The organism is Rhodoferax sp. (assembly GCF_028715765.1).
In the GTDB taxonomy this organism is placed as follows: Bacteria; Pseudomonadota; Gammaproteobacteria; order Burkholderiales; family Burkholderiaceae_C; genus Rhodoferax.
The window spans coordinates 40,516-62,473 of the sequence record NZ_JAQURE010000015.1 but is presented as its reverse complement, the minus strand read 5'-3'; the positions used below and the strand labels follow the sequence as shown (position 1 = coordinate 62,473).

General features: G+C 58.2%; 19 protein-coding genes. 7 read left to right on the top strand and 12 right to left on the bottom strand.

The genetic code is table 11. The annotated features are described in order from the left end of the window. Positions 1-86 precede the first annotated feature (86 nt). The 6 genes from PHT20_RS07360 to PHT20_RS07335 all read right to left on the bottom strand — a co-directional run bounded on the left by PHT20_RS07360 (position 87) and on the right by PHT20_RS07335 (position 5,455). Complete coding sequence (locus PHT20_RS07360) at positions 87-1,169, bottom strand: TRAP transporter large permease (RefSeq protein ID WP_301020011.1); 1,083 nt, start codon at positions 1,167-1,169, stop codon at positions 87-89. Next, entirely contained in the window at positions 1,166-1,729 is a 564-nt protein-coding gene (locus tag PHT20_RS07355; protein ID WP_301020010.1) for a TRAP transporter small permease, read from the bottom strand. Before PHT20_RS07355 ends, PHT20_RS07360 begins: the two co-directional genes overlap by 4 nt. A gap of 105 nt (positions 1,730-1,834) precedes the next feature. After that, the gene (locus PHT20_RS07350; RefSeq protein ID WP_301020009.1) at positions 1,835-2,869 is read right to left on the bottom strand and encodes a TRAP transporter substrate-binding protein; all 1,035 of its coding nucleotides are present in this window, start codon (positions 2,867-2,869) and stop codon (positions 1,835-1,837) included. 59 nt (positions 2,870-2,928) lie between these two features. Then, positions 2,929-4,053 (bottom strand): 4-oxalomesaconate tautomerase, encoded by a 1,125-nt coding sequence (locus PHT20_RS07345; protein WP_301020008.1) that lies wholly within the window; start codon positions 4,051-4,053, stop codon positions 2,929-2,931. A 185-nt stretch (positions 4,054-4,238) separates the two neighbouring features. Then, positions 4,239-5,090, bottom strand: a complete 852-nt coding sequence (locus tag PHT20_RS07340; protein WP_301020007.1) for a class III extradiol dioxygenase family protein — start codon at positions 5,088-5,090, stop codon at positions 4,239-4,241. An 11-nt stretch (positions 5,091-5,101) separates the two neighbouring features. Further along, positions 5,102-5,455 carry a protocatechuate 4,5-dioxygenase subunit alpha gene (locus tag PHT20_RS07335; RefSeq protein ID WP_301020006.1) on the bottom strand — a complete coding sequence of 118 codons (354 nt, stop codon included), beginning with the start codon at positions 5,453-5,455 and terminating at the stop codon, positions 5,102-5,104. A gap of 85 nt (positions 5,456-5,540) precedes the next feature. On the opposite strand from PHT20_RS07335, the gene PHT20_RS07330 reads away from it, so the two are divergent. From PHT20_RS07330 to PHT20_RS07315, 4 genes are all read left to right on the top strand, one after another. Beyond that, positions 5,541-6,518, top strand: a complete 978-nt coding sequence (locus PHT20_RS07330; protein ID WP_301020005.1) for a LysR family transcriptional regulator — start codon at positions 5,541-5,543, stop codon at positions 6,516-6,518. A gap of 26 nt (positions 6,519-6,544) precedes the next feature. Further along, positions 6,545-7,456 carry a LysR substrate-binding domain-containing protein gene (locus PHT20_RS07325; RefSeq protein ID WP_301020004.1) on the top strand — a complete coding sequence of 304 codons (912 nt, stop codon included), beginning with the start codon at positions 6,545-6,547 and terminating at the stop codon, positions 7,454-7,456. 62 nt (positions 7,457-7,518) lie between these two features. Further along, positions 7,519-11,586 carry an ATP-dependent RNA helicase HrpA gene (gene hrpA, locus PHT20_RS07320; protein ID WP_301020003.1) on the top strand — a complete coding sequence of 1,356 codons (4,068 nt, stop codon included), beginning with the start codon at positions 7,519-7,521 and terminating at the stop codon, positions 11,584-11,586. An 89-nt stretch (positions 11,587-11,675) separates the two neighbouring features. Then, positions 11,676-12,872 (top strand): FAD-dependent monooxygenase, encoded by a 1,197-nt coding sequence (locus tag PHT20_RS07315; RefSeq protein WP_301020002.1) that lies wholly within the window; start codon positions 11,676-11,678, stop codon positions 12,870-12,872. A 42-nt stretch (positions 12,873-12,914) separates the two neighbouring features. Here the strand turns inward: PHT20_RS07315 and PHT20_RS07310 are convergent, their stop codons facing one another. The 4 genes from PHT20_RS07310 to PHT20_RS07295 all read right to left on the bottom strand — a co-directional run bounded on the left by PHT20_RS07310 (position 12,915) and on the right by PHT20_RS07295 (position 16,796). Further along, a complete protein-coding gene (locus PHT20_RS07310) occupies positions 12,915-13,970 on the bottom strand; it encodes an FxDxF family PEP-CTERM protein (RefSeq protein ID WP_301020001.1) in 1,056 nt (351 codons plus the stop codon). A gap of 321 nt (positions 13,971-14,291) precedes the next feature. Continuing rightward, complete coding sequence (locus tag PHT20_RS07305; protein ID WP_300086667.1) at positions 14,292-14,588, bottom strand: YkgJ family cysteine cluster protein; 297 nt, start codon at positions 14,586-14,588, stop codon at positions 14,292-14,294. Between the two features lie 30 nt (positions 14,589-14,618). Then, positions 14,619-15,548, bottom strand: coding sequence for an ornithine carbamoyltransferase (gene argF / locus PHT20_RS07300; protein WP_300086658.1), 930 nt, complete (start codon positions 15,546-15,548; stop codon positions 14,619-14,621). A gap of 33 nt (positions 15,549-15,581) precedes the next feature. Next, positions 15,582-16,796 (bottom strand): aspartate aminotransferase family protein, encoded by a 1,215-nt coding sequence (locus PHT20_RS07295; RefSeq protein ID WP_301020000.1) that lies wholly within the window; start codon positions 16,794-16,796, stop codon positions 15,582-15,584. Between the two features lie 244 nt (positions 16,797-17,040). Here PHT20_RS07295 and PHT20_RS07290 point away from each other — a divergent pair, with 244 nt between their 5' ends. Beyond that, positions 17,041-17,367 (top strand): DUF3579 domain-containing protein, encoded by a 327-nt coding sequence (locus PHT20_RS07290; RefSeq protein ID WP_300086652.1) that lies wholly within the window; start codon positions 17,041-17,043, stop codon positions 17,365-17,367. Positions 17,368-17,511: 144 nt separating this feature from the next. Here PHT20_RS07290 and rpsT read toward each other — a convergent pair whose 3' ends face one another. Continuing rightward, positions 17,512-17,823: a 30S ribosomal protein S20 gene (gene rpsT / locus PHT20_RS07285; protein WP_301019999.1), complete on the bottom strand. Its 312-nt coding sequence runs from the start codon at positions 17,821-17,823 to the stop codon at positions 17,512-17,514. Positions 17,824-17,917: 94 nt separating this feature from the next. Between rpsT and murJ the strand changes: the two genes are divergently transcribed. Beyond that, positions 17,918-19,483, top strand: a complete 1,566-nt coding sequence (gene murJ / locus PHT20_RS07280; RefSeq protein WP_301019998.1) for a murein biosynthesis integral membrane protein MurJ — start codon at positions 17,918-17,920, stop codon at positions 19,481-19,483. Positions 19,484-19,525: 42 nt separating this feature from the next. Next, positions 19,526-20,395, top strand: a complete 870-nt coding sequence (locus tag PHT20_RS07275; protein ID WP_301019997.1) for a transglutaminase-like domain-containing protein — start codon at positions 19,526-19,528, stop codon at positions 20,393-20,395. A 58-nt stretch (positions 20,396-20,453) separates the two neighbouring features. Here the strand turns inward: PHT20_RS07275 and PHT20_RS07270 are convergent, their stop codons facing one another. Beyond that, positions 20,454-21,935 (bottom strand): PLP-dependent aminotransferase family protein, encoded by a 1,482-nt coding sequence (locus PHT20_RS07270; protein WP_301019996.1) that lies wholly within the window; start codon positions 21,933-21,935, stop codon positions 20,454-20,456. Positions 21,936-21,958: the final 23 nt, after the last annotated feature.

Sequence of the window (21,958 nt, the reverse complement as noted above, 5' to 3'; positions counted from 1 at the left end):
GGCGTTGCGTCAGCGGGCCGCTTTGGAGGGCCTCAATCAACGCTTCGCCGGAATGAAGCTGCCGCCGCTGGCCATGCGCATCGGCCTCAACACCGGCGAGGCCATCGTAGGTAAAAAATCGGGATGGTCAGCAAAATCATCGCCAGGCTGTCCATGACGCAGCCCAGAAAGATGTAGATCAGCAAAATGGCCACCATCACCAGCAGCGGGCTCAAGTGGTTGGCCTGCACCCAGGTGGCCAGCTCCACCGGCATTTGCGACAAAGCCAGCGCGGTGTTGAGCATGTCAGCGCCCAGCAGCACCAGAAAGATCATGGCGGTGGCCTGCGCCGTGCCCAGTGCGCTGTCAATCAAGCCCCGGGTGCGCATGCCGCCCGACACCACCGCCAACACGCCGCATGCCGCCGCACCAATGGCAGCCGCCTCAGTGGGGTTGGCCCAGCCGCCGTAAATACCCACAATCACCACCACGAACACCAGCAACACCGGTGCCACTTGCAGCAGGGCTTTCAGGCGCTTGGCCCAGCTGGCACGTGGGCCCGCCGGACCGGCATTCGGGTTCATCGTCACGATGATCTTGATGACCAGCATGTAGCCCAGCATGGCAATCACGCCCGGTAGCACCGCCGCCATAAAGAGCTTGCCAATCGACTCCTGGGTCAGGATGGCATAAATCACCAGTGGGACGGAGGGCGGAATCATGATGCCCAGCGTGCCACCCGCCGCCAGTGCGCCCGTGGCCAGTGAGCCTGAGTAACCAAAACGCTTGAGTTCAGGCAAAGCCACCTGGCCCATGGTGGCCGCAGTGGCCAGCGACGAGCCACAAATCGCACCAAAACCGGCGCAAGCGCCAATGGAGGCCATGGCTACACCGCCTTTCATGTGGCCCATGAACGCTTCCACAAATTTGAACAGCGCCGAACTCAAACCGCCGTGGGTGGCAAACTGCCCCATCAGCAAAAACAGCGGAATCACCACAATGTCGTAGTTCGACAGGCGGGCGTAGGCCAGGTTTTTCAGGAAGTTGAGAATCGGCAGCGCTTCGCCACCAGTCAGGTAAAAATAACCCGCAGCCCCCATGGTGAACATGGCAATGCCGATGGGAACCCGCACCACCAGCAACACCATCAGGCAGGCAAAAATAATGCCGCCAATTGCAATGCCACTCATGCAGCCACTCCGTTGTGGCTGGCATCGGCGCTATGGCTCAGACGCCAGTGCAAACCCACCATGTAAAAACCGGCCAGTGCCAGCAGCAAAAAGCCGGGCACCATGAGCATCTGGGCCATCCACACTGGCCAACCCAGAATCATGCTGGTTTCACCGGCCTCTTTGATCGCCAACGCGCCCACGGCGGCACGCCAGGTGATCACCGCGCCAAACAAGCCCACAAACAGGGAGCCAAAAGCGTCTAGCCGGTGCACCGTGGCCGGGCTGGCCTTTGCCGTGAAGAAGTCCACCTTGACATCGCCGCCATTGAGGTGGCAATAGGCAAAAAAACTGGCCGAGGCAAAGGCCGCCGCCATTTGCAACACCTCCACGTCACCCGGCACCGGCGCTGAAAAGAGCTTGCGCCCCACAATGCTGACGATGCTCATGAGCACGATGGCCACAAACGTCACGCCGCCACCGATGGCTGACACCTTGGAGGCACGAAACAACAGCTGCCCCATGCGACCAAATGCGAGCGATGTGGCGCCTGGCGGGGCACCGGGAATGGGCTCTTGCATCAACACTTCTCCTCTGACGCCGTCCGCATGGGGCGGATCAAATCATTGATTTTTTTGGGGGGTACCTGTGTGACACATGCCACACAGGTCGGACGGCATCGCTGCTTACTTGACCGCGTATTTGGCGATCAGGGCGCGTGCGTTTTCCAGCAACGCCTGGCCGTTGGCGCCTTTGGCAGTGACCGCCGCCACCCAGTCTGCGGAGACTTGCTCGCCGGCCTTCTTCCAGCTTTGCAGTTCTGCGGCAGGAATCACGTTGTGGGTGTTTTTCTCGGTGAGCTTTTTGCCAATGCCATCAGCCGCCAGAAACGTCTTGCCAATCTGACCCGACAAGGCCAGCCCGCTGTTGTTGTCGATGACCTTTTTCAGGTCAGGCGGCAAACTCTCGTATTTGGCCTTGTTCATGGCAAACATGAAGGTCGAGGTGTAAATGGCGGGTTCTGTGGGGTCGGTTTCTGAATGGAACTTGACCAGCTCCTGAATCTTGACCGAGGGCACCACTTCGTAGGGCACCAGGGCGCCGTCAATCACCGACTTGGCCAGCGCCTCGCTCACCGCTGGCACGGGCATGGCCACCGGTGTGGCGCCCAGAGCGGCCAGCAACTTGTTGGTCTGGCGCGTGGGGGCACGCACTTTCAAACCCTTGAGGTCAGCCATGGTTTTGATGGGCTGCTTGGTCATGTGGAACACACCGTCGCCATGCACATGTAGCGCCAGCAGCTTGACATCTTTGAACTCGGCGGCGACGTTCGGATGGGTCTGAACAAAATCCCACAGCGCCTTGCTGGTGCCTTCGGGGCTTTGCATCATGAAGGGCAGCTCGAACACTTCAGATAAGGGGAAACGTCCCGCCATGTAGCCTGGCAGCACCCAGGTCACATCGACCACACCATCTTTGACCTGGTCAAACAACTGGGGCGGCGTACCACCGAGCTGCATGGACGGGTAAATCTGGCATTTCATTTTGTCGCCGGATTCCAGCGCAATCTTGTCGCACCAGGGCTGGATGAACATCTTTTGCGCGGCCGAGCCGGCAGGCAAAAAGTGATGCACCTTGAGGGTGACGGTTTGCGCGGATGCAGCCAGCGCAGCACCGGCCAACACCGAGAGGGCAGCGATGGATTTCAGGGAAGTTTTCATGGTGTCTCCTGTTGTAAAAATAAAGTTCGTGTCATCCAAATGGGAGGGTGGCGGGTGCTTCAAGCAGCGTGTATCGGCCCGGGCCAAACGGCGGCCGGCACCATGACCTCGCCGCGCATGACCAGCCGGGCCGTGCGCAGCAAAGCCGCTTTGGTCACTTTTTGCGCATCCTGTGCGTCCAGACCCAGGGCCACACTGAATTCGCCGGTGGGGTGCTCAACCGATACCGTGGGCTCACTACCGGACGGCATGACCGCCACACCGTCGCAGACCGAGGTTTTCAGCACACACGCCGTGCCGACGGTAACCGCGGCCAGCACACCAATGGCGTCATGGCAGACATGCGGAATAAAACTGCGCGTGCACAGGCTGCCGCCCGCACGCGGTGGCGCAATCAAGGTCATCTTAGGGTAGTTTTTCTGACTGACATCGCCCAGACCCATCTTGAGGGAAATCTGCAAGCGCAGCGCTTCCAGCCGGCGCTTCAGGTCATCGTCTGCATTGAGTTCAGCCACGCTTTCATAACCTGTGCGACCCACGTCAGAGGCCTTGAACAGCACCAGCGGCATGCCGTTGTCAATGCAGGTCACATCCAGCGTGAAGGCTTCAAAACCGTCACTTGCCACGGTGATGCGGTCACGCACCTGGCCCGTGGGCAACAAGCCCGCACAGATCGAGCCTGCTGTGTCGAGGAAATTGATGGTCACCGGTGCGGCCGTGCCGGGCACACCGTCAATGCGCGCATCGCCGGTGTAATTCACCTGTCCCCCACGCGTCACGACTGTGATGTCGCACTGCATGTCGGTGTTGCGGGTGAGCACCCGCGCTGTGGTGGTGTCGCCCTGCACCGCCACCAAGCCGCGCTCGATGGCAAAGGGTAGCACGGCAGCCAGCATGTTGCCGCAATTGGGCGTGGTGTCTACCGTGTCTTTTTCCGGCTGGAGCTGGGCAAACAAAAAATCCAGCGCCACGCCGGGTGTCTGGCTGGTGCTGACAATGCCAACCTTGCTGGTCAGAGGGTGCGCCCCCCCCAAGCCGTCAATCTGGCGACGATCCGGCGAGCCCATCACGGCCAGCAACACACGGTCACGGGTAGCCGTGTCAGTGGGCAAGTCACTGGCCAGAAAAAACGGCCCGCGTGAGGTGCCGCCGCGCATGAAATAACAAGGAATGGCTGTTTGCATGGGGCGGATTCTGGCCTGATCTTGAGCCCGGCAAAAGCCAGCAGCACCACTAGCAGTTATAGCAAATCAGCATAGATTCGAGTGAGCTATGGTTAACCCTAGCTATGGGTGTTTACCGGCCGGGCGCAGAGAGCATCCAACGCACACCGCTTATCGCTGCGTGTGCGTGGCTGCGCTTGAACGAGTCAAAACACTTTTTCAAGTGCAATCAAACCTGCAGCCGTGTTGGAGATGGGGATGTGATAGTGGCTGTGCACCTTGCGCACACCGAAGCCGTCGCCCGCGACCAAGCTGGCGCGCATAGCCAGCCACATCAGCAGCTCAATGCCCTGGCTGCCGGCTTTGGCCACCAGCTCGTGGTTGGTGTACTGCGTGGCCCACTCAGGGTTGCTGACCAGGCTTTCCATGAATTGGAGGTCAAAAGCCTTGTTCAGAAACCCGGCGCGCTCGCCTTCAAGCTGGTGGCTGAGGCCACCCGACGCAATCACTGCCACCTTTTTGTTGCTACCCCAGCTGGCGATGGCCTCACCCACCGCGCGACCCAGGGCGTACACACGACGTGCGTGGGGTAGCGGAAACTGTACGGTGTTGATGCAGATTGGCACCACCGTCACCGGGCAATCGCCCTGTGGCCAGAACAGTTTGAGCGGCAGGGTGCAGGCGTGGTCGACCAGCATTTCCTGACAGGTGGTGATGTCAAAGTTTTGCTGAACCAGGTGGTTGATGAGGTGCCACGACAAATCTACCTCACCCTGGAACGGTGGCAGTGTGGGTATACCCCAGCCTTCGTCAGCGTTGTTGTATTGCGCAGCCGCACCCACCGCAAACGTGGGCATCTTGTCCAGAAAAAAATTCAGTCCGTGGTCGTTGTAAAACATCACCACCACGTCGGGCCTTTTCTCTTGCAGCCAAGTCTGCACGGGTGGGTAGCCGTCAAAAAAAGGCTTCCAATAGGGTTCTTGCTGCAGTCCCTTGTGAATCGCGCCGCCTATGGCAGGCACATGTGAAGTGCCCAACCCACCGATCAATGTTGCCATGTGTGTCTCCTTTATTGGCCCGCTGCAACCAGCATGGCTTTGAACTCGTCTTTGGTCATGCCGGTTTGCTGGGCACCAATGTCTTGCATATCTAACCCAAAAATACCGGCGAACTTGGCCAGGTAATAGGCGTTGCCTCCGGCATCAAGCAGTTGCAGCACGTTTTTGGCGCGAATGGCTGCCGCCTGCACTTCAGTCAGGTTGAATTTGCGCATGTAGGCATCTTCGTCTTTCTGGAATTCAGCACGGTGGTCTGCTGAATTGAATGAAAAACACATTTTGTTGAGTGCATAACCGCGTCGCGCCAGTTCGCCATCAAACGGATGAGTGCCCGGTATGGGGGGTAAAGGTGTGTGGGTAGCCACGAAAAATCTCCTGTTGTTGACATGAACGGGGTGAAGTATGGCGAGCATCGTTCATAAAATAAACAGATGTATTCACATAAGAAACATGAATAAATTAGATCAATTTACCGCCCCCACCAAACGTGATTGGAACTACGCTGATTTGGACGGCCATTTGCTGCAACTCCTGGTGGCGGTGGTCGAAGAAGGCACCATCACCGGTGCAGCGCAACGCCTGGGTGTGACGCAGTCAGCGGTGAGTCATGTGCTGGACAAGCTGCGTGTGATCACTGGCAACCCGCTGTTTGTGAAGTCGGGGCGGGGCATCGTGGCCACTGCACACGCCGAACAATTGGTGCACAAAGCCCGCGAACTGCTGACTGCGCTGGAAGGGTTTGCCACCTGTGGCGAGTTTGACCCGGCTCGCTGGCGCTGCACCTTCACCATTGCAGCCAACGACTTTCAACGCGAGGTGCTGTTGCCCCCGCTCATGGCCTGGCTGCGCAGGCAGGCGCCCGGGGTGGTGCTGCGGGTCATTGCGTCCAACATTCCCAGCCTGGACATGCTGCGCCAGGAGCACTGCCAACTGGTCATCAGCCCGCGGCCACCAGACGGCGGCGATGTGATGCAAAAGCGTCTGTTTGAAGATGATTACTGCGTGTACTTTGATGCCAGCCAGCGCGACGCGCCACGTTCATTGGCAGAGTATCTTGCAGCCCAGCACATCACTGTGCTGTACGAGCCGCGCCGCCCGCTGGATCTGGATCAGTGGCTCAGCAGCCAGGGCATAGCGCGTAACTTCCAGGTGCTGGTACCAGGCCTGGCGGCACTGCCTGCTTTTGTGCGCGGCACTCAGCTGCTGGCCACTGCGCCCAGTTTGCTGCATCAGCACCTCTTCAAAGACTTGAGCCAGGCCAACACCCCCATGCCATGTCCCAAGATGCCCATGTACATGGTGTGGCACAAACGCTATCAAGATGATCCTTCTCATCGCTGGCTGCGATCGGGTTTGGGCCAAATTTCACTGCAAGTCATGGGTGACACAGCCCCAGTTGTCGCGGGTCAGCCCTGTGATTTGTCCTGACAATTGACCATCAACGAAAGCCCACCATGGATCTGAAACAACTGGAATATTTTGTGCGTGTGGCCGAGCTTGGCAGCTTTACCCGCGCGGCGGTAGCGCTGGACATTGCCCAACCCGCCCTGAGTCGCCAAGTGCGCCTGCTGGAGGTGGAATTGCGTCAAACGCTGCTGACGCGCAACGGCCGGGGTGCGCTGCCCACCGAGGCCGGCAAGCTGTTGCTGGCACATGGACGCGGCATCTTGCACCAAGTGGAGCGCGCGCGCGAAGAGCTCGGGCGTGTGCGGGGCTCACTTGCGGGCAGAGTGGTCGTGGGCTTGCCTACCAGCCTGGCGCGGGTGCTGACTGTGCCGCTGACGCGCACCTTCCGCGCCGAATTGCCCGATGCCACCATCTCCATTACCGAAGGCTTGTCGGCCGCGCTGCAAGATGCGCTGCTGGCTGGGCGGCTGGACATTGCACTGTTGTACAACGCGCAGCCCAGCACGGAGCTCGATATCAGTGTGTTACACGAAGAAGACCTGGTGCTGGTTCAGCACCGCCCGGCGGTAGCTCCGCAAGACCTACCCACTGGCTCAATCACCTTGGCTGAAGTCACCAAGTTGCCACTGGTGATCCCCAGTCGACCCAATGCGTTTCGCATGCAGCTGGAAAACGAAGCAGCCAATATTGGCAAACGGCTGAACATTGCGCTGGAGATTGACGGGGTGTCGGCCATTCTGGACTTGGTGGCCGAAGGCGTGGGCTGTGCGGTGTTGTCGCGCAATGCGGTGCGCAACGCGCCTCGCCCGGCCAGTTACGTGCTGCGCACCATCACTGAGCCGGAGTTGCGTGCCAAGGTCGCGCTGGCCACCAGTGCATTGCGCCCTGCCACGTTGACACAGCAGCAGACACAGGCGTTTGTCAAGCGCGCCGTGCAGCAAGGGTTGCGTTGTGACTGATTTTGTACCACGATGTTCTGAACGCTCGCGACCCCAGACGCAGCCTCGATAATGGTCACCCCATGGCTGTACCTTTCCACATCGACTTTCCTGAAGACCTGCCTGTCAGTGCCCGCCGCGAAGAAATCATGGCCGCCATGCAGGCGCACCAGGTCATCATCGTGTGTGGTGAAACCGGCTCAGGCAAAACCACCCAGCTGCCCAAAATTGCATTGGCTTTGGGGCGTGGGTTATGCAACTACCCCAAGACTTTGCCTGACGGCCGCCCTGCACCGCGCGGCAAACTCATTGGCCACACCCAGCCGCGCCGGATTGCGGCCAGCAGCGTGGCCAAGCGCATTGCCGAAGAGTTGCACACGCCGCTGGGCGAGGTGGTTGGCTTCAAGGTGCGCTTTCAAGACCGCCTGAGCAAAGACGCCTCGGTCAAGCTCATGACCGACGGCATTTTGCTGGCCGAAACACAGACCGACCCACTGCTCAAAGCCTACGACACGATCATCATCGACGAGGCGCACGAGCGCAGTCTGAACATCGACTTTTTGCTAGGCTATTTGAAGCAAATCTTGCCACGGCGACCCGACTTGAAGGTGGTGGTGACCAGTGCCACGATTGATGCGCAACGCTTTGCTGATCATTTTGCATCTCGCAATGGCTCCGCGCCCATCATCATGGTGTCTGGCCGCATGTTCCCTGTGGAGCAACGTTACCGCCCGTTTGAAGAAGCGCGTGACTACGACATCAACAACGCCATGGCAGATGCGGTGGACGAGCTGTGGCGCGACGTGCACCACAGTGGCGACATTCTGGTGTTTTTGCCTGGCGAGCGCGAAATCCGCGAGGCGGCTGACCACTTGCGCGGCCACCTGAGCCACAGCGCGGTGTTTCGCAACGCCGAAGTGTTGCCGCTGTTTGCCCGCCTGAGCCAAGCCGAGCAAGACCGCATTTTTGACAGCCACAACGGTCGGCGCATTGTGCTGGCCACCAATGTGGCAGAAACCTCGCTCACTGTGCCAGGCATCAAATACGTGGTTGACGCAGGTACAGCGCGCATGAAGCGCTACAGTTTCAGAAGCAAGGTGGAGCAGCTGCTGGTTGAGCCCGTCAGCCAGGCAGCGGCCAACCAGCGTGCCGGGCGCTGTGGCCGGGTGGCCAACGGCATTTGCATCCGGCTGTATGACGAAAAAGATTTTGCAGGTCGCCCCCGGTTCACTGATCCTGAAATTTTGCGCTCCAGCTTGGCTGGGGTGATTTTGCGCATGAAGTCGCTGCATTTAGGCAGCGTCGAAGACTTTCCGTTTCTTGAAGCACCTTCAGGCCGTGCCATTGCCGACGGCTACCAATTGCTCAATGAACTCGGCGCGGTGGACGATGCCAATGAGCTCACTCCCATGGGTCAAGAGTTGGCCAAACTGCCGCTGGATCCGCGCGTAGGACGCATGATTCTGGAAGCCCGATCGCGTGAAGCGCTGGACGAGGTGCTGGTGATTGCCAGCGCCCTGAGCGTGCAAGACGTGCGAGACCGTCCCATGGAGGCGCAGCAGCAAGCCGACACCGCGCACAAAAAGTTTGATGACGAAAAAAGCGAGTTCACGGGTTACCTCAAGCTCTGGAAGTGGATTCATGATGCGCGTGGTGTGTCGTCAGCCGCTGTCTCGGGCGTTGGGGTGGCCGGGCGTTCTGCTACGTCTAAGGAGGAGCCCGCAAAGCGGGCGGGGCAGACGGGGCAGATGGAGCAGAGCGCCCGGCCACCCCAGCTCCCAGCGCACACCACAACCCACAAGCTCAGCAACCGCCAATACGAGCAGCTGTTGCGGCAAAACTTTGTCAGCATGCGCCGTGTGCGTGAGTGGCGCGACATCTACAGCCAGCTCCACACCGTGGTGGCTGAGCACAAATGGCGGCTCAACACCAAGCCCGCCAGCTATGAGCAATTGCACCTGTCCATGCTGGCGGGCTTGTTGGGCAACATTGGCTGCAAGCTCGAAACGGATGGTGCCAATGGCGAGTATTTGGGCGCGCGCAGCATCAAGTTTTACCCGCACCCCGGCGCACACCTGGTGAAAAAACCGGGACGTTGGATTGTGGCAGCTGAGCTGGTGGAAACCACGCGCCTGTTTGGCCGTGGCATTGCCGCCATCGAGCCGCAGTGGCTGGAGCAGGTGGGTGCACACCTGTTGAAGAAGCAGTTGCTTGACCCGCATTGGGAAAAAAAGGTGGCCGAGGTCAACGCGCTGGAGCGTGCCACGCTCTATGGGCTAGTCATCTACAGCGGCCGACGTGTCAACTACAGCCGGGTGGACTTGCCTGGCGCGCGCGAAATCTTCATCCGCGAAGCGCTGGTAGGGGGCCAGTGGGACACCAAGCTGCCGTTTTTGGCCGCCAACCAAAAGCTCATTCAACAGGTGGAAGACCTGGAGCACAAAGCCCGCCGCCAAGATGTGCTGGTGGACGACGAGCTGATCTACGCGTTTTACGACCAACAGTTGCCTGCCGATGTGTGCAGCGGCTTTACCTTTGAGGCCTGGTACCGGGAGGCCTTGCGCATCAACCCCAAGCTGTTGTGTTTGACCCGTGAGGAGCTGATGCGTCACGAAGCTGCGGGCATCACCAGCCAGGCCTTTCCTAAAACCGTGCGCTTAGGGGGAGTGGACTGCGCAGCCACCTACTTGCATGAACCGGGCGACGCCAAAGACGGCTTGACGGTGACCGTGCCGATTTTTGTGCTGAATCAGGTCAATGACGAGCGCTGTGAATGGCTGGTGCCCGGCATGCTCAAAGACAAAATCCAGGCGCTGCTCAAGACCTTGCACCAGCGCCCGCGCTCACGCTTGGTGCCACTGCCCGAGTCGGCACGCAAGATGGCTGAGCAACTCAACGAGCCAGCGCTGTTTGGCCACAGCTCGCTGATTGAGGCAGTGTTGAAACTGGTGCGCTTGGCAACAGCTGTGGATGTGGTGCGGGCTGACATCAAGGTCGACATGCTCAGCCCTCATTTCTTCATGAACTTTCGGGTGGTGGACGAACACGGCCGCCAGTTGGGGCAGGGGCGCAACCTGGGCGCCTTGAAGGCTGAACTGGGTGGGCAAGCCCGTGGCGCGTTTCAAGCGTTGGCTGCATTGAAGCTAGGGCAGGGTGCGGCCACCCCGGGTGGTGCCGATGTTCATATGAAAAATAGTGCTCTAGCGCCCGTCAAACAAGCGCGGGTAGCTATTCAAAGTGAAGCAATTAAAGTGCCTTCCAAATCCAACCCCGCCGGGATTAAACACACCGCCTGGACGTTTGGCGAGCTGCCCGAGCTGCTGGAAATTCAAAAAGGCGGCCAGACACTGATTGGCTACCCAGCGCTGATGGATTGCGGTGATGCGGTCACCATCGAGGTGTTTGACGAGCCCGATGTGGCCGCTGCCAAACACCGCGCCGGCTTGCGCCGCCTGTTTGCACTGCAGCTGAAAGACGCGCTCAAATACCTTGAAAAAAATGTGCCGGACCTGCAAAAGATGGCCGTGACCTACATGCAGGTAGGTAAAAACCCCGATGGCTCGGGCACGGGTGGCACGCTGGAAGAGCTGCGCGAACAGATCATCAGCGTGGCACTGGATCGAGCTTTTTTACTCAACCCGCTGCCTACCGATGAATTTGCGTTCAAGAAGCGTGTGGAAGAGGGGCGTGGGCGGCTGACGCTGATTTGTACTGAAGTGGCTCGCTTGTCGGCCACAGTGTTGGCCGACTACGCGGTGGCTGCCCGCAAGATCAAAGACAGCAAACATGCCCCAGAGGCCAGCGCAGACGCCGCCCAGCAGTTGGCTAGGTTGATGCCCAAACGGTTTTTGAGCGTGACACCGTGGCCGATGTTGCAGCACTTTCCCCGCTACTTGAAAGCCATCACTGCCCGGCTGGAGAAGGTTCGAGCCGACCCCGCGCGAGACAGCGCCCGCTTGAAGGAATTGTTGCCACTGGAGCAGCGTTATTGGCGCTTGGTGGCCGAGCGCAAGGGCGTGATGGATGCGCGCCAACAAGAATTTCGCTGGCTGCTGGAGGAATTGCGTGTGAGTTTCTTTGCCCAAGAACTGCGCACACCGCAGCCTGTGAGCGTGAAGCGGCTGGAGAAAGCCTGGTTGCAACTGCAATAAGGGAAGCTGCTGCGCTGTGGCAGTGTTGTCAGCTTAAACACTGACTGCAGGGTAAAAATCGCCTGAATTTTTGGGGAAACGAGGTCGACATGAGCACGTTACACATTGCGGGTGGCGGTATTGGTGGTCTGGCCGCCGCTTTGGCCTGTGCGCAAACCTCGCATACGGTGAGTGTGTTTGAGCGCAGTGCGGTGGTGACAGAGGTGGGGGCGGGTGTTCAACTCGGGCCCAACGTGGTCAAACTGTTGCACGCCTGGGGCTTGCAAGCGGCGCTGCGTCAGGTGGCGGCTTTTCCGCAGCAGTTGCAAGTGCGCTGCGCCATGTCGGGGGCTCAACTCGGCAGTTTGCGTTTGGGGCAGACGTTTGAGCAGCGCTACGGCGCGCCTTATGTGACGATTCACCGTGCCGATTTGCACGCTGTGCTGCTCAAAGCGGTGCAATCTTTGCCGCATGTCTCGCTTCATTTTGGTGCTGCTTTGGTGGAGGTAGCGGCCACTGATGCTGCTGTGAAGGTTAGCTACGCCAACGGTATGCAAGATGACTGTGACCTGTTGCTGGGGGCTGATGGGGGCTGGAGCACGGTGCGCAAGCTGGTCTGGGCTGACGGCACACCGATGCCGACAGGGCATTTGGCCTACCGCGCCATGGTCAAACAAAGTGATTTGCCAGCACCCTTGCGCACCGATCAAATCACCGTCTGGCTTGGACCGCGGCTGCATGTGGTGCAGTACCCGGTCAGAGGTGGCGAGTGGCTCAATGTGGTGGCCATTGTGCATGGCCGGGTGCAAGGTGACATGTCGCACTGGGATCACAGTGCCAATGTGCAAGACTTGCAGCGCCACATGGTGCATACCGCTGCCCCCTTGCAAGCGTTGATTGCCGCCATGGGGCAGTGGCGGCTGTGGCCCTTAAGTATTCGCCCGCCCATGCGCGGCGCACATGAGCTGGCCTTGGGCAGGGTGGCTTTGCTGGGTGACGCTGCCCACCCTATGGTGCCTTATTTGGCGCAAGGGGCAGGCATGGCGATTGAAGATGCAGCCGCGCTGGCCATGGCTTTGTCGTCAGCTACAGCGGGTGGGCAAGATGTTGCTGCGCAGTTACAGCACTATGCGCAAATGCGCTGGCAACGCAATGCACGGGTGCAAGCGCGCGCCATCCGCAATGGTCAAATTTTTCATGCCACGGGGTTGATGCGTTGGGGGCGAAACACCGCCATGAAATGGCTTGGGGAAAGTTTGTTGGACATGCCTTGGCTGTACGCCGGGGACCCCGCCTTGACCCCATGAAAAAAGGCTCCCAAAGGAGCCTTGGTGCACGCGCCGCGCAGTTCAAGCCGTTTTCTTGCGACGTTTGGCCACCATGCCAATCGTGCCCAAGCCAGCCAGCAGCATGGCATAGGTTTCAGGCTCAGGCACGGCGGCTATGGCGCCGGCGAATGCGGCATCGTTGACTTGTGTGGAACCCGACCAATTGGCCACGATTACTTGCCCATTGATCACTCCATTGGACGAATTGAAGCTGGCAAGAGGTGCCAAAAATGAAGCCGTGATGCCCCCTGCAAAAGTGACTTGCGTGGCCTCTGGCAGGTTAAACAACACCCGACCACTGGCAAAGTTGTCATACCCATGGTTGCCAAAGTCAACACTTTGGCCGTGAACGTTGATCAACACCGTGGTGTCTGCTGCCAGATTGGCCAGACTGACGTTGCCATTGAGTTGGGTGCTGTTGAGGTCAAACACAGCCAAGCTGTTGTGGTTGGCGTTGAGCGTCAACGTGCCATACACATTGGCCACGCTGCCGGTGTTGGATAAAGTGTCAAAGGTCTGAGACAAGCTGGTGGTGCGCACGCGTTCAGCCTGAAAGTCGATGCCGGTTTGCACGCTGCCTGGCGCTACTTGCACGGGTGCCGGGTTTTGATAGGGGTTGACTTGGCTCAGTTGGCCGGCGTAGCTGATGCTGTTGGCATTGATCCAGTTGCCGTTGGCATTCAAGTTGCCGCCCACGCTGACATTCTCAAACGCATTGCCACCGCCGAGCGTCAGGTTGCCACCCACAAGGGTGTTGCCCCACAAGGATCCATTGCCAAAACTCAGGTTGCCACCCACCACCAAACCGTTGCCGCTGTAAAGTGCGCCAAAACCTTTGGTGTTGATGGAATAGCTGGAAAGAATGGCGTTTGCACCGACCGCCACACGTCCTTCAACGTCTGAGCCGGAAGCGGTTAAATTGTCAAATGCCAGCAAATTCAAGCCACTCGACAAACCCAGTGGGTCGGCTGGGTTGTAGGCTTGAGCCAAGGGTGCAGCCATCAAAGCCACAACCGCCAACAAGGCGCTTGCGGTGTTTTTTCTGGTACCAAAAAGTGAGCGATGCGTGTTTGACATGAAGAATATAAGCAACATTTACAGTTATATGTATTGTCTCAAACAGCACGTGTCAATCTGCACAAACAACGCAAGTCAACGCGTTGCACCGTTAACTATTACCCAAATTCGAGTCAACGATGACTGCGAATGGGCGAATCGGTGCTGATGCCCCATGAGCTGTCTGGGGGGGGTCCTTCTGGTGCATAAGTGTTGTATTTGGCGGTGTAATAAAGACCCAGGCCAAAAAAAGCAATCAATGCCACTGCACCCAAAAAGAGTTTGACCAATAGGCGCCAAAATTTGGGATCTTTGTTGTTGTCCATGTCGGTTGAAAGTCTCCTATGCAATGGCGCGGCGCCTGCGAGCCTGATGGCAGGCCTCACTGCCTTGAGCAAATTCACGGCAAGGTGACGGGCGCCATTCGTAAATACCACAGGCCACTTGATGACCCAGCTGACCCGTCAACGCGGCGCAGCGCACGGGTTGATGGTCGGTGCCACGCATGCGGCAGGTCGTGGCGTTGACCTCTACCGTGAGTCCTTGGGGCACTTGGCCGCCGGCATCGTCGACCTCATGGCGCGAGAAGTCAACCCGAAAACTGGCACAGCAGGCTCCGCAGGTGGTGCAATCGGTCATCACAGAGGGGAAATTCACCACGCGCAAAACTTAAGACAGCCGCCCCAACAGCAGGTATTCCATTAAGGCTTTTTGCACATGCATGCGGTTTTCAGCTTCATCCCAGACCACGCTTTGCGCGCCATCAATCACATCCGCATCCACTTCTTCGCCCCGGTGCGCAGGCAGGCAGTGCATGAACAAGGCGTTGGGTTTGGCAGCAGCCATCATCTCTGCTGTGACGCGCCACGCCGCAAAGGCTTGGCGACGCACCTCGTTTTCAGCTTCATATCCCATGCTGGTCCAGACATCGGTGGTCACCAAGTCGGCATCTTGGCAAGCAGCCAATGGATTGCTATAGCTTTGGTAGTGATCTGAGCTGATACCACCTGCGCTAACGGCTATTTTTTCATCAACTTCATAGCCCTGAGGGGTACTCACGTTGACCTTGAAGTCAAGCAGCTTGGCCGCTTGCAACCAGGTGTTGGCCATGTTGTTGCCATCACCTACCCAGGCCACCGTTTTGCCTTGAATAGAGCCACGGTGCTCAATGAACGTGAAGATGTCGGCCATGATCTGGCAGGGGTGAAATTCGTTGGTCAAACCGTTGATGACGGGCACGCGTGAATGCGCGGCAAAGCGTTCGATTTTGGTTTGCTCAAAGGTGCGAATCATCACCAGGTCGGTCATGCGGCTGATGACTCTGGCGCTGTCTTCAATGGGTTCAGAACGCCCCAACTGGCTGTCGCCTGTGGTCAGGTGCACCACACTGCCGCCCATTTGGTACATGCCAGCCTCGAAACTCACACGGGTGCGGGTAGAGGCTTTCTCAAAAATCATGGCCAGGGTGCGATCGACCAAGGGCTGGTGTTTTTCGTAGGCCTTGAATTTCTTTTTGATCAACGAGGCACGGTCAAACAAATAGGCGTACTGGCTGGCGGTAAGGTCAGTAAATTGCAGGTAATGCTGTAACGTGCTCATGATGGATTGTGTTTTTGATAAATGGAGGGTGACTTAGGCTGCCAGCAACTGCTGAACCAGTGGGCACAAAATACGCACCACCTCATCGGCCTCGGCCTCGGTCATGATCAGCGGGGGGACCAGCCGAATCACGGTGTCGGCGGTGACGCTGATCAATAAGCCCTGGTTGGCACACTGTTGCACCAGCGCCCCACAGGGTTTGGCCAAATCCACGCCGATCATCAGCCCTTGACCACGTATTTCGCGCACTGTGCCACGGCTCAGTTCTGCTGCCAAAGCCGTTTTCAAACCTTGGCTTAGCCTTTGCCCAACGCGTGCCGCGTTGTCAAGTAAACCTTCTTCTTCCATGATGCGGATGGTTTCCACGCCCGCGCGCATGGCCAGCGGGTTGCCGCCAAAAGTGGTGCCATGGTTGCCTGGCTGAAAAATGTGGGCGGCTTTGGGGCCTGCCACCACCGCACCTACCGGCACACCCGAGCCCAAGCCCTTGGCCAAAGGCATCACGTCTGGCACAACGCCTGCCCATTGGTGGGCAAACCATTTGCCAGTGCGCCCCATGCCGCATTGCACTTCATCAATCATCATCAGCCAGTCACGCTCGTTGCACAGGGCGCGTACTTCTCGCAAATAGTCGAGGTGCATCGGGTTCACGCCGCCTTCACCCTGAATGGCTTCAAAAAACACGGCCACCACGTTGGGGTTGCCTTCAGTGGCATTTTTCAAGCTGTCAATGTGATTGATGGGAATGCGAATAAACCCTTCCACCAGCGGCTCAAAGCCTTGTTGAACTTTGGGGTTGCCGGTGGCGCTGAGGGTGGCAATGCTGCGGCCATGAAAGGCTTTCTCAAACACCACAATCTCAGGGCGTGCAATGCCTTTGTCATGACCAAATTTGCGCGCCAATTTGAGAGCGGCTTCATTCGCCTCCAATCCAGTTGAGCAAAAAAACACATTGGTCATGCCAGAGAGTTCAACCAGTTTTTTGGCCAGCGCCTCTTGCAACGGGACGTGGTAGTAATTGCAGCTGTGAATCAGCTTGCTGATCTGGTCTTGTAAAGCTGGCACCAACTTGGCATGGTTGTGCCCCAGGGTGTTGACAGCAATACCGCCCAAAGCGTCCAGGTAGGACTTGCCATTGACATCCCAAACGCGGCAACCCTGCCCATGACTGAGTGCCATGGGCAAACGGCCATAGGTGTTCATCACGTGCGGTGAACTGGCTTCGATCAAAGGGCGTTGGGCGGTCATGATGAATTGACTTTCAGAAGTTTTTCGATACTGGCAAAAAACAAAGCGGCTCAACGCAGGTTGAGCCGTTGAACAATGATTTTAGACGCTTCAAATCACCGCTTGAAGAGGCCGCCATGGGCAAAGTATGCCGGTGTCGAGCAAGTCCATTGGGCCTTGTAAGTCTTGTATAAGACATAAGATGAGACTAGAATAAAGACGCTTTGTCACCACCCGCTGACAGGCATCAACCAACCTCTATCCGATGGTTACGCACACTTCAAAAAAAGTTTACATCCTGGGCATCACGCAAGCTGGCCGCACTTTCCGTCCCAGTGATTGGGCTGAACGGCTGGCCGGGGTGATGAGTCAGTTTCGTCCGGGCGGACAGGCGCATGGCAAACATTTGAGTTACTCACCCTGGTGCGTGCCAACCAGTGTGAACAACATCCGCAGTGTGATCGTGCACGAAGACTTGCGCAGCCACAACGTGATGGCTTGGGACTTTGTCATGGGTTTTGCCAAAGACAACGAGCTTCAAGTGCACCATGGCGAGCCGCCTGCACCCCATCAAAGTCATCACAAACATTGAAACCCAGCTCCCGTTGGCGCATAACAAATGTGCCAAAGCAAAAAGGCCGTCCACTGGACGGCCTTTTTGCTTTTTGCTGACAGCGCACCCGTTACAAACGGCGAACCTGAAAAATCTCAGGTTCGTGCGATGTTGCCTGGTGAATCAGGCGGCTGCGGCTGCAGAGAGTGCCAATGCTTTCACCTTGGCAGACAAACGGCTCTTGTCGCGAGCGGCTTTGTTTTTGTGGAAGATGCCTTTGTCAGCCACGGTGTCAACCACCGCTTGCATTTTGGCAAACAGTTCGGTAGCTTTGGCTTTGTCGCCGCCCAACACTGCTTTTTCCACATTTTTCACCGCGGTGCGGTATTTGGAACGCAGCGATGTGTTGGCTGCGTTGATTTTGACGTCTTGACGGACGCGTTTACGGCCTGAGGCCAGGCGGGGGTTCTTTTTCTTGGGTTTTCCAGATGCCATGATGTGTGTTCCTTGAGTCTGTGGATGTTGTCAGCAAAGCCTGCGATTCTAGCAGTGTCCAAAGACCTGGTGCCGCACAGCTACACTTCGGCGCGTGAGCCTTTTCAAATCTGCATCCATCGTTTCTTTGTTGACTTTGTTGTCACGCGTCACCGGCTTGGCGCGTGAACTGCTGATTGCGTCTACGTTTGGCGCTTCAGCCATCACCGATGCGTTCAATGTGGCCTTTCGCATTCCAAATTTGTTCCGGCGCCTGTTTGGTGAAGGCGCCTTCAGCCAAGCCTTTATTCCGGTGCTGGCTGCCAGCAAAGCGCAGCGGGGTGAAGAGGCAACTAGGCGCTTGATTGACCATGTGGCGACCGTGCTGGCCTGGGCGTTGCTGGGGTTGAGTGTGCTCGGGGTGCTGGGCGCCGGTGGCTTGGTGTGGGTCATGGCCAGCGGATTGCAGCAAGACCCACGTGGTTTTGACGTGGCTGTGGTGCTGACGCGCTGGATGTTTCCCTACATTGCATTCATGTCGTTGGTGGCTTTGGGGGCGGGTGTGCTCAATACATGGAAACGGTTTGCCTTGCCTGCTGCTACCCCGGTGCTGTTGAACATTTGCATGATTGGCGCGGCGTGGTTGGGGGCGCCGTGGTTCAAGTCCATGGGTTGGGAGCCTATTTATGCCTTGGCTGGTGGTGTGTTGCTGGGGGGCGTGTTGCAACTCTCAATGCAATGGCTGGGTTTGAAGCAACTCAAGCTGCAGCCTCGGTTGGCTTGGCGGTGGTCAGCGTTGAAGCTGGCTTGGGCGGATTCGGACACCCAAAAAATTTTGCGCTTGATGGGGCCTGCGCTGCTGGGTGTGAGCGTGGCGCATCTGTCGATGTTGATCAACACCCAAATTGCCTCGCACTTGGCACCCGGCAGCGTGAGCTGGATCACCTATGCCGACCGGCTGATGGAATTCCCCACCGCCATGCTGGGCGTGGCTTTGGGTGTGGTGCTGATGCCGCAACTGGCCGGGGCGCGCGCCAGCAACGATGCGGCCAAATACTCTGCCATGCTGGACTGGGGTTTGCGGCTGGTGGTGGCGCTCTCGGTGCCCTGTGCCGTGGCATTGTTGGTGTTTCCAACCCCTTTGGTGGCGGTGCTCTACCACTATGGCGCCATGACTGAGGTGGATGTCCGCATGGTGACCTATGCGCTGATGGGCTGGGGGGTGGGCTTGGTTGGTTTGGTGGCACTGAAGGTGTTGGCGCCAGGCTACTACGCCAACCAGGACACCCAAACGCCGGTGAAAGTGGCGGTGCTGGTGCTGGTGGTGACACAAATTTTGAATGTCTTTTTGGTGCCGGTGTTTGCCCATGCCGCATTGACCTTGTCGATTGGCATCGGTGCCATGGTCAATGCATTGTGGTTGTTGCTGGGCTTGCTCAAGCGTGGCAGCTACAAACCACTTGCGGGCTGGGGGGTGTTTGGTTTGCAGGTGCTGGCCGCCAGTGCCTTGCTCGCCGTGTTTTTGACTTGGGCCAATTCAAGTGTCGATTGGGTCGGCTTGCGTGTTGAAAGTTTTAAGAGAATTTGGCTTCTGGCGCTTGTATTGATTGCGTCAGTAGCTATTTATTTTGTAGCTTTGATGGCGACTGGCTTGAAGCTCAAGCAGCTGATTCGGCGTTGACAGCAGAAACCAGGTCGGTTCTGTCCCTGTCACAATAAAAGCATGAACCTCAGTTTGAACGTGCCAACGCCTCTCGAGTACTTTGCCGCCTTGGTGCAGGCCGATGCAGACTTTCCGCTGCTGGAGGCCGCCATTACCCTGGGGCAAGACGAATACCCTGATTTGAATGTGCAGCAAGCCCTGGGCGATGTGGATCAATTGCTGGCGCGGCTGCAGCGTCGCATTCCCGCTGATGCCGGCTCGTTGCAACGGTTGCGAGCGCTCAACCAGTTTTTGTACCGCGACCTCAACTTTGCGGGCAACTTCAACCATTTCACCGATCCCGACAACAGCTATGTCCATGTGGTGCTGCGCACCCGGCTGGCGATACCGATCTCCATGGCGGTGATCTGGCTGGAGCTGGCGCAGGGCGTGGGCCTGAAGGTGCGTGGCGTGGCCTTCCCGGGGTATTTTTTGGTCAAAGTGCATTTGACTGAGGGGCAGGTGGTGATTGACCCCCTCAATGGCCAATCGCTCAGTCGTGAGCAATTGGCGGAGCGCGTTGAACCCTACCGGCAACCCCATGGGCTCGATGGCGAGCTGGAAGTGCCCTTGGGCTTGTACCTGCAGGCGGCAACGCCACGCGACATCATTGCGCGTATGTTGCACAACCTGAAAGAAATTCACGCCGCGCAAGAGGACTGGACGCGCTTGATTGCGGTGCTGGATCGGCTCATTGTGCTGCTGCCTCAAGAGTGGACTCTGTACCGTGACCGTGGGCTGGCTCAAGCCGAGGCGGGCTGTGTGGGTCATGCCTTGGAAGACTTGGATACCTACCTGGCCAATACCCAAAAAGAAGCCACATCAGGGCGCTACCCTGACCGGACCGCTATTGCCAAACGCGTGGCAGAGTTACGCAAAGCCTTGTACTGACACTTTGGTTTTGGTTTTGGTTTGGCTGTGACCACTGTTCGACGTCAGTCGTTTCGGGTCAGATACACGGTTGAAGACTTGACCGAAGCGTTTGTTTGAGCCACTGCGCCACGTCAGGCCCAAAGCGTTCAATGCTGGCCAGCGGTGCGTAGCCGTAGCCAATGACCAAGCCACGCAAGTCTTGGCGTTGCAGGCAATAAGCTGACAGCGGCCGCACCACCAACCCGGCCTGGCGCATGTGCTGTGCCAGCGCTTTGTCATCCACCCATGTCGGCAAACGCAGGCACAGGTGCAAACCTTGCTCGGCACCCGTGATGTGCGCCTGCTCACCCAGGCAGGGTTGCAGGGCATGGAGCAAACATTGGCGGCGTTGGTTGTAGCTTTGCCGGGCTTTGCGCAAGGCGCTGGCAAAGTGCCCCATGTCAATGAACTCTGCCAGTGCTGCCTGCACTGGCATTTGGCCGGGGCGGTTCAGGTCGTAATGGGCGCGTTTGAAGGCTGCTGCCAAGCTTTTGGGCACCACCAGGTAGCCCAGTTTGAGGCCGGGGTACAGCACCTTGGAAAAAGAGCCCATGTAGAGCACTTGGCTGTGGGTATCGAGCCCCGCCAGCGATGAAATGGGGGGGCCACTGAAGCGGAATTCACTGTCGTAGTCGTCTTCCAGCACCCAGGCTGCGTGTTGGCGTGCCAAGGCCAACAGCTGGTGGCGGCGCGCCAATGACATCACTGCGCCGGTGGGGTATTGGTGCGAGGGGGTGACATAAATCAGTTTGGGTGGTGTGGCGTTGTCCGCCGCCAGCGGTGCCATGCCTTGGTCGTCAACCGCAATGCCATGCACCTGCAAGCCGGTGGCCATGAAGGCCTTGACAGCTCCCCAATAAGCCGGATCTTCCAGCCACACGGTGTCATGCGGGTCGGCCAGCAGTTGGGCGCACAAACCCAAAGACTCCTGGGTGCCGCTGGTCACAATGACTTGCTCTACATCCACCGGCACGCTGCGCGAGACACGCAAATAGTCGGTGATGGCGCGGCGCAAAGGCCCATACCCCCCCGCGCTGCTGTAGTCCAACATGTCGGGGTAGGTCATGCGCCAGTGTTTGTTTTGCAGGCGCTGCCAAAGTGCCACCGGGAAAGCACTGAAGTCAGCCAGGCCAGGGGTAAAGGGTTGCACCTCCAGATCAGCGGCGCAAAAAGTGTGGCTCAGTGCGTGGCCGCGTCGTGACAGCTTCTCAAGCTGCAGCGGTGCCGATCTGGTGCGCGCTGGGTTCACGTGCGGCAGGTCGGGGTTCACAAACGTGCCACTGCCGACCCGGCTGACCAGGTAGCCCTCCACCGCCAACTGGTTCAGCGCCGCAACCACCGTGTTGCGCGACAGGCCAAGGTCGTGCATCAGCTCACGGCTGGAAGGCAGTCGTTCGCCCGCGTGCAATTTGCCGCTGAGCAGGGTGCGGCGCACGGCCTCGTACAGCAGGCGGTGCAGCGGCCAGGTGTTGTGTGGCTTGAGCCCCTCAATCTCGCTGAGTAAAAGTTCAGATAGCATGGTTTGGGGTGATGCCCAAGTGG

Excerpts from the sequence above, each read along its gene's own strand:
- PHT20_RS07325 (WP_301020004.1), top strand. The coding sequence starts at position 6,545 with ATGGATCTGAAACAACTGGAATATTTTGTGCGTGTGGCCGAGCTTGGC.
- rpsT (WP_301019999.1), bottom strand. The coding sequence starts at position 17,823 with ATGGCATCTGGAAAACCCAAGAAAAAGAACCCCCGCCTGGCCTCAGGC.
- PHT20_RS07350 (WP_301020009.1), bottom strand. The coding sequence starts at position 2,869 with ATGAAAACTTCCCTGAAATCCATCGCTGCCCTCTCGGTGTTGGCCGGT.
- PHT20_RS07355 (WP_301020010.1), bottom strand. The coding sequence starts at position 1,729 with ATGCAAGAGCCCATTCCCGGTGCCCCGCCAGGCGCCACATCGCTCGCA.
- PHT20_RS07290 (WP_300086652.1), top strand. The coding sequence starts at position 17,041 with ATGGTTACGCACACTTCAAAAAAAGTTTACATCCTGGGCATCACGCAA.
- PHT20_RS07340 (WP_301020007.1), bottom strand. The coding sequence starts at position 5,090 with ATGGCAACATTGATCGGTGGGTTGGGCACTTCACATGTGCCTGCCATA.
- PHT20_RS07360 (WP_301020011.1), bottom strand. The coding sequence starts at position 1,169 with ATGAGTGGCATTGCAATTGGCGGCATTATTTTTGCCTGCCTGATGGTG.
- PHT20_RS07345 (WP_301020008.1), bottom strand. The coding sequence starts at position 4,053 with ATGCAAACAGCCATTCCTTGTTATTTCATGCGCGGCGGCACCTCACGC.
- PHT20_RS07330 (WP_301020005.1), top strand. The coding sequence starts at position 5,541 with ATGAATAAATTAGATCAATTTACCGCCCCCACCAAACGTGATTGGAAC.
- PHT20_RS07310 (WP_301020001.1), bottom strand. The coding sequence starts at position 13,970 with ATGTCAAACACGCATCGCTCACTTTTTGGTACCAGAAAAAACACCGCA.
- PHT20_RS07270 (WP_301019996.1), bottom strand. The coding sequence starts at position 21,935 with ATGCTATCTGAACTTTTACTCAGCGAGATTGAGGGGCTCAAGCCACAC.
- PHT20_RS07295 (WP_301020000.1), bottom strand. The coding sequence starts at position 16,796 with ATGACCGCCCAACGCCCTTTGATCGAAGCCAGTTCACCGCACGTGATG.
- argF (WP_300086658.1), bottom strand. The coding sequence starts at position 15,548 with ATGAGCACGTTACAGCATTACCTGCAATTTACTGACCTTACCGCCAGC.
- PHT20_RS07305 (WP_300086667.1), bottom strand. The coding sequence starts at position 14,588 with ATGACCGATTGCACCACCTGCGGAGCCTGCTGTGCCAGTTTTCGGGTT.
- hrpA (WP_301020003.1), top strand. The coding sequence starts at position 7,519 with ATGGCTGTACCTTTCCACATCGACTTTCCTGAAGACCTGCCTGTCAGT.
- PHT20_RS07315 (WP_301020002.1), top strand. The coding sequence starts at position 11,676 with ATGAGCACGTTACACATTGCGGGTGGCGGTATTGGTGGTCTGGCCGCC.
- PHT20_RS07275 (WP_301019997.1), top strand. The coding sequence starts at position 19,526 with ATGAACCTCAGTTTGAACGTGCCAACGCCTCTCGAGTACTTTGCCGCC.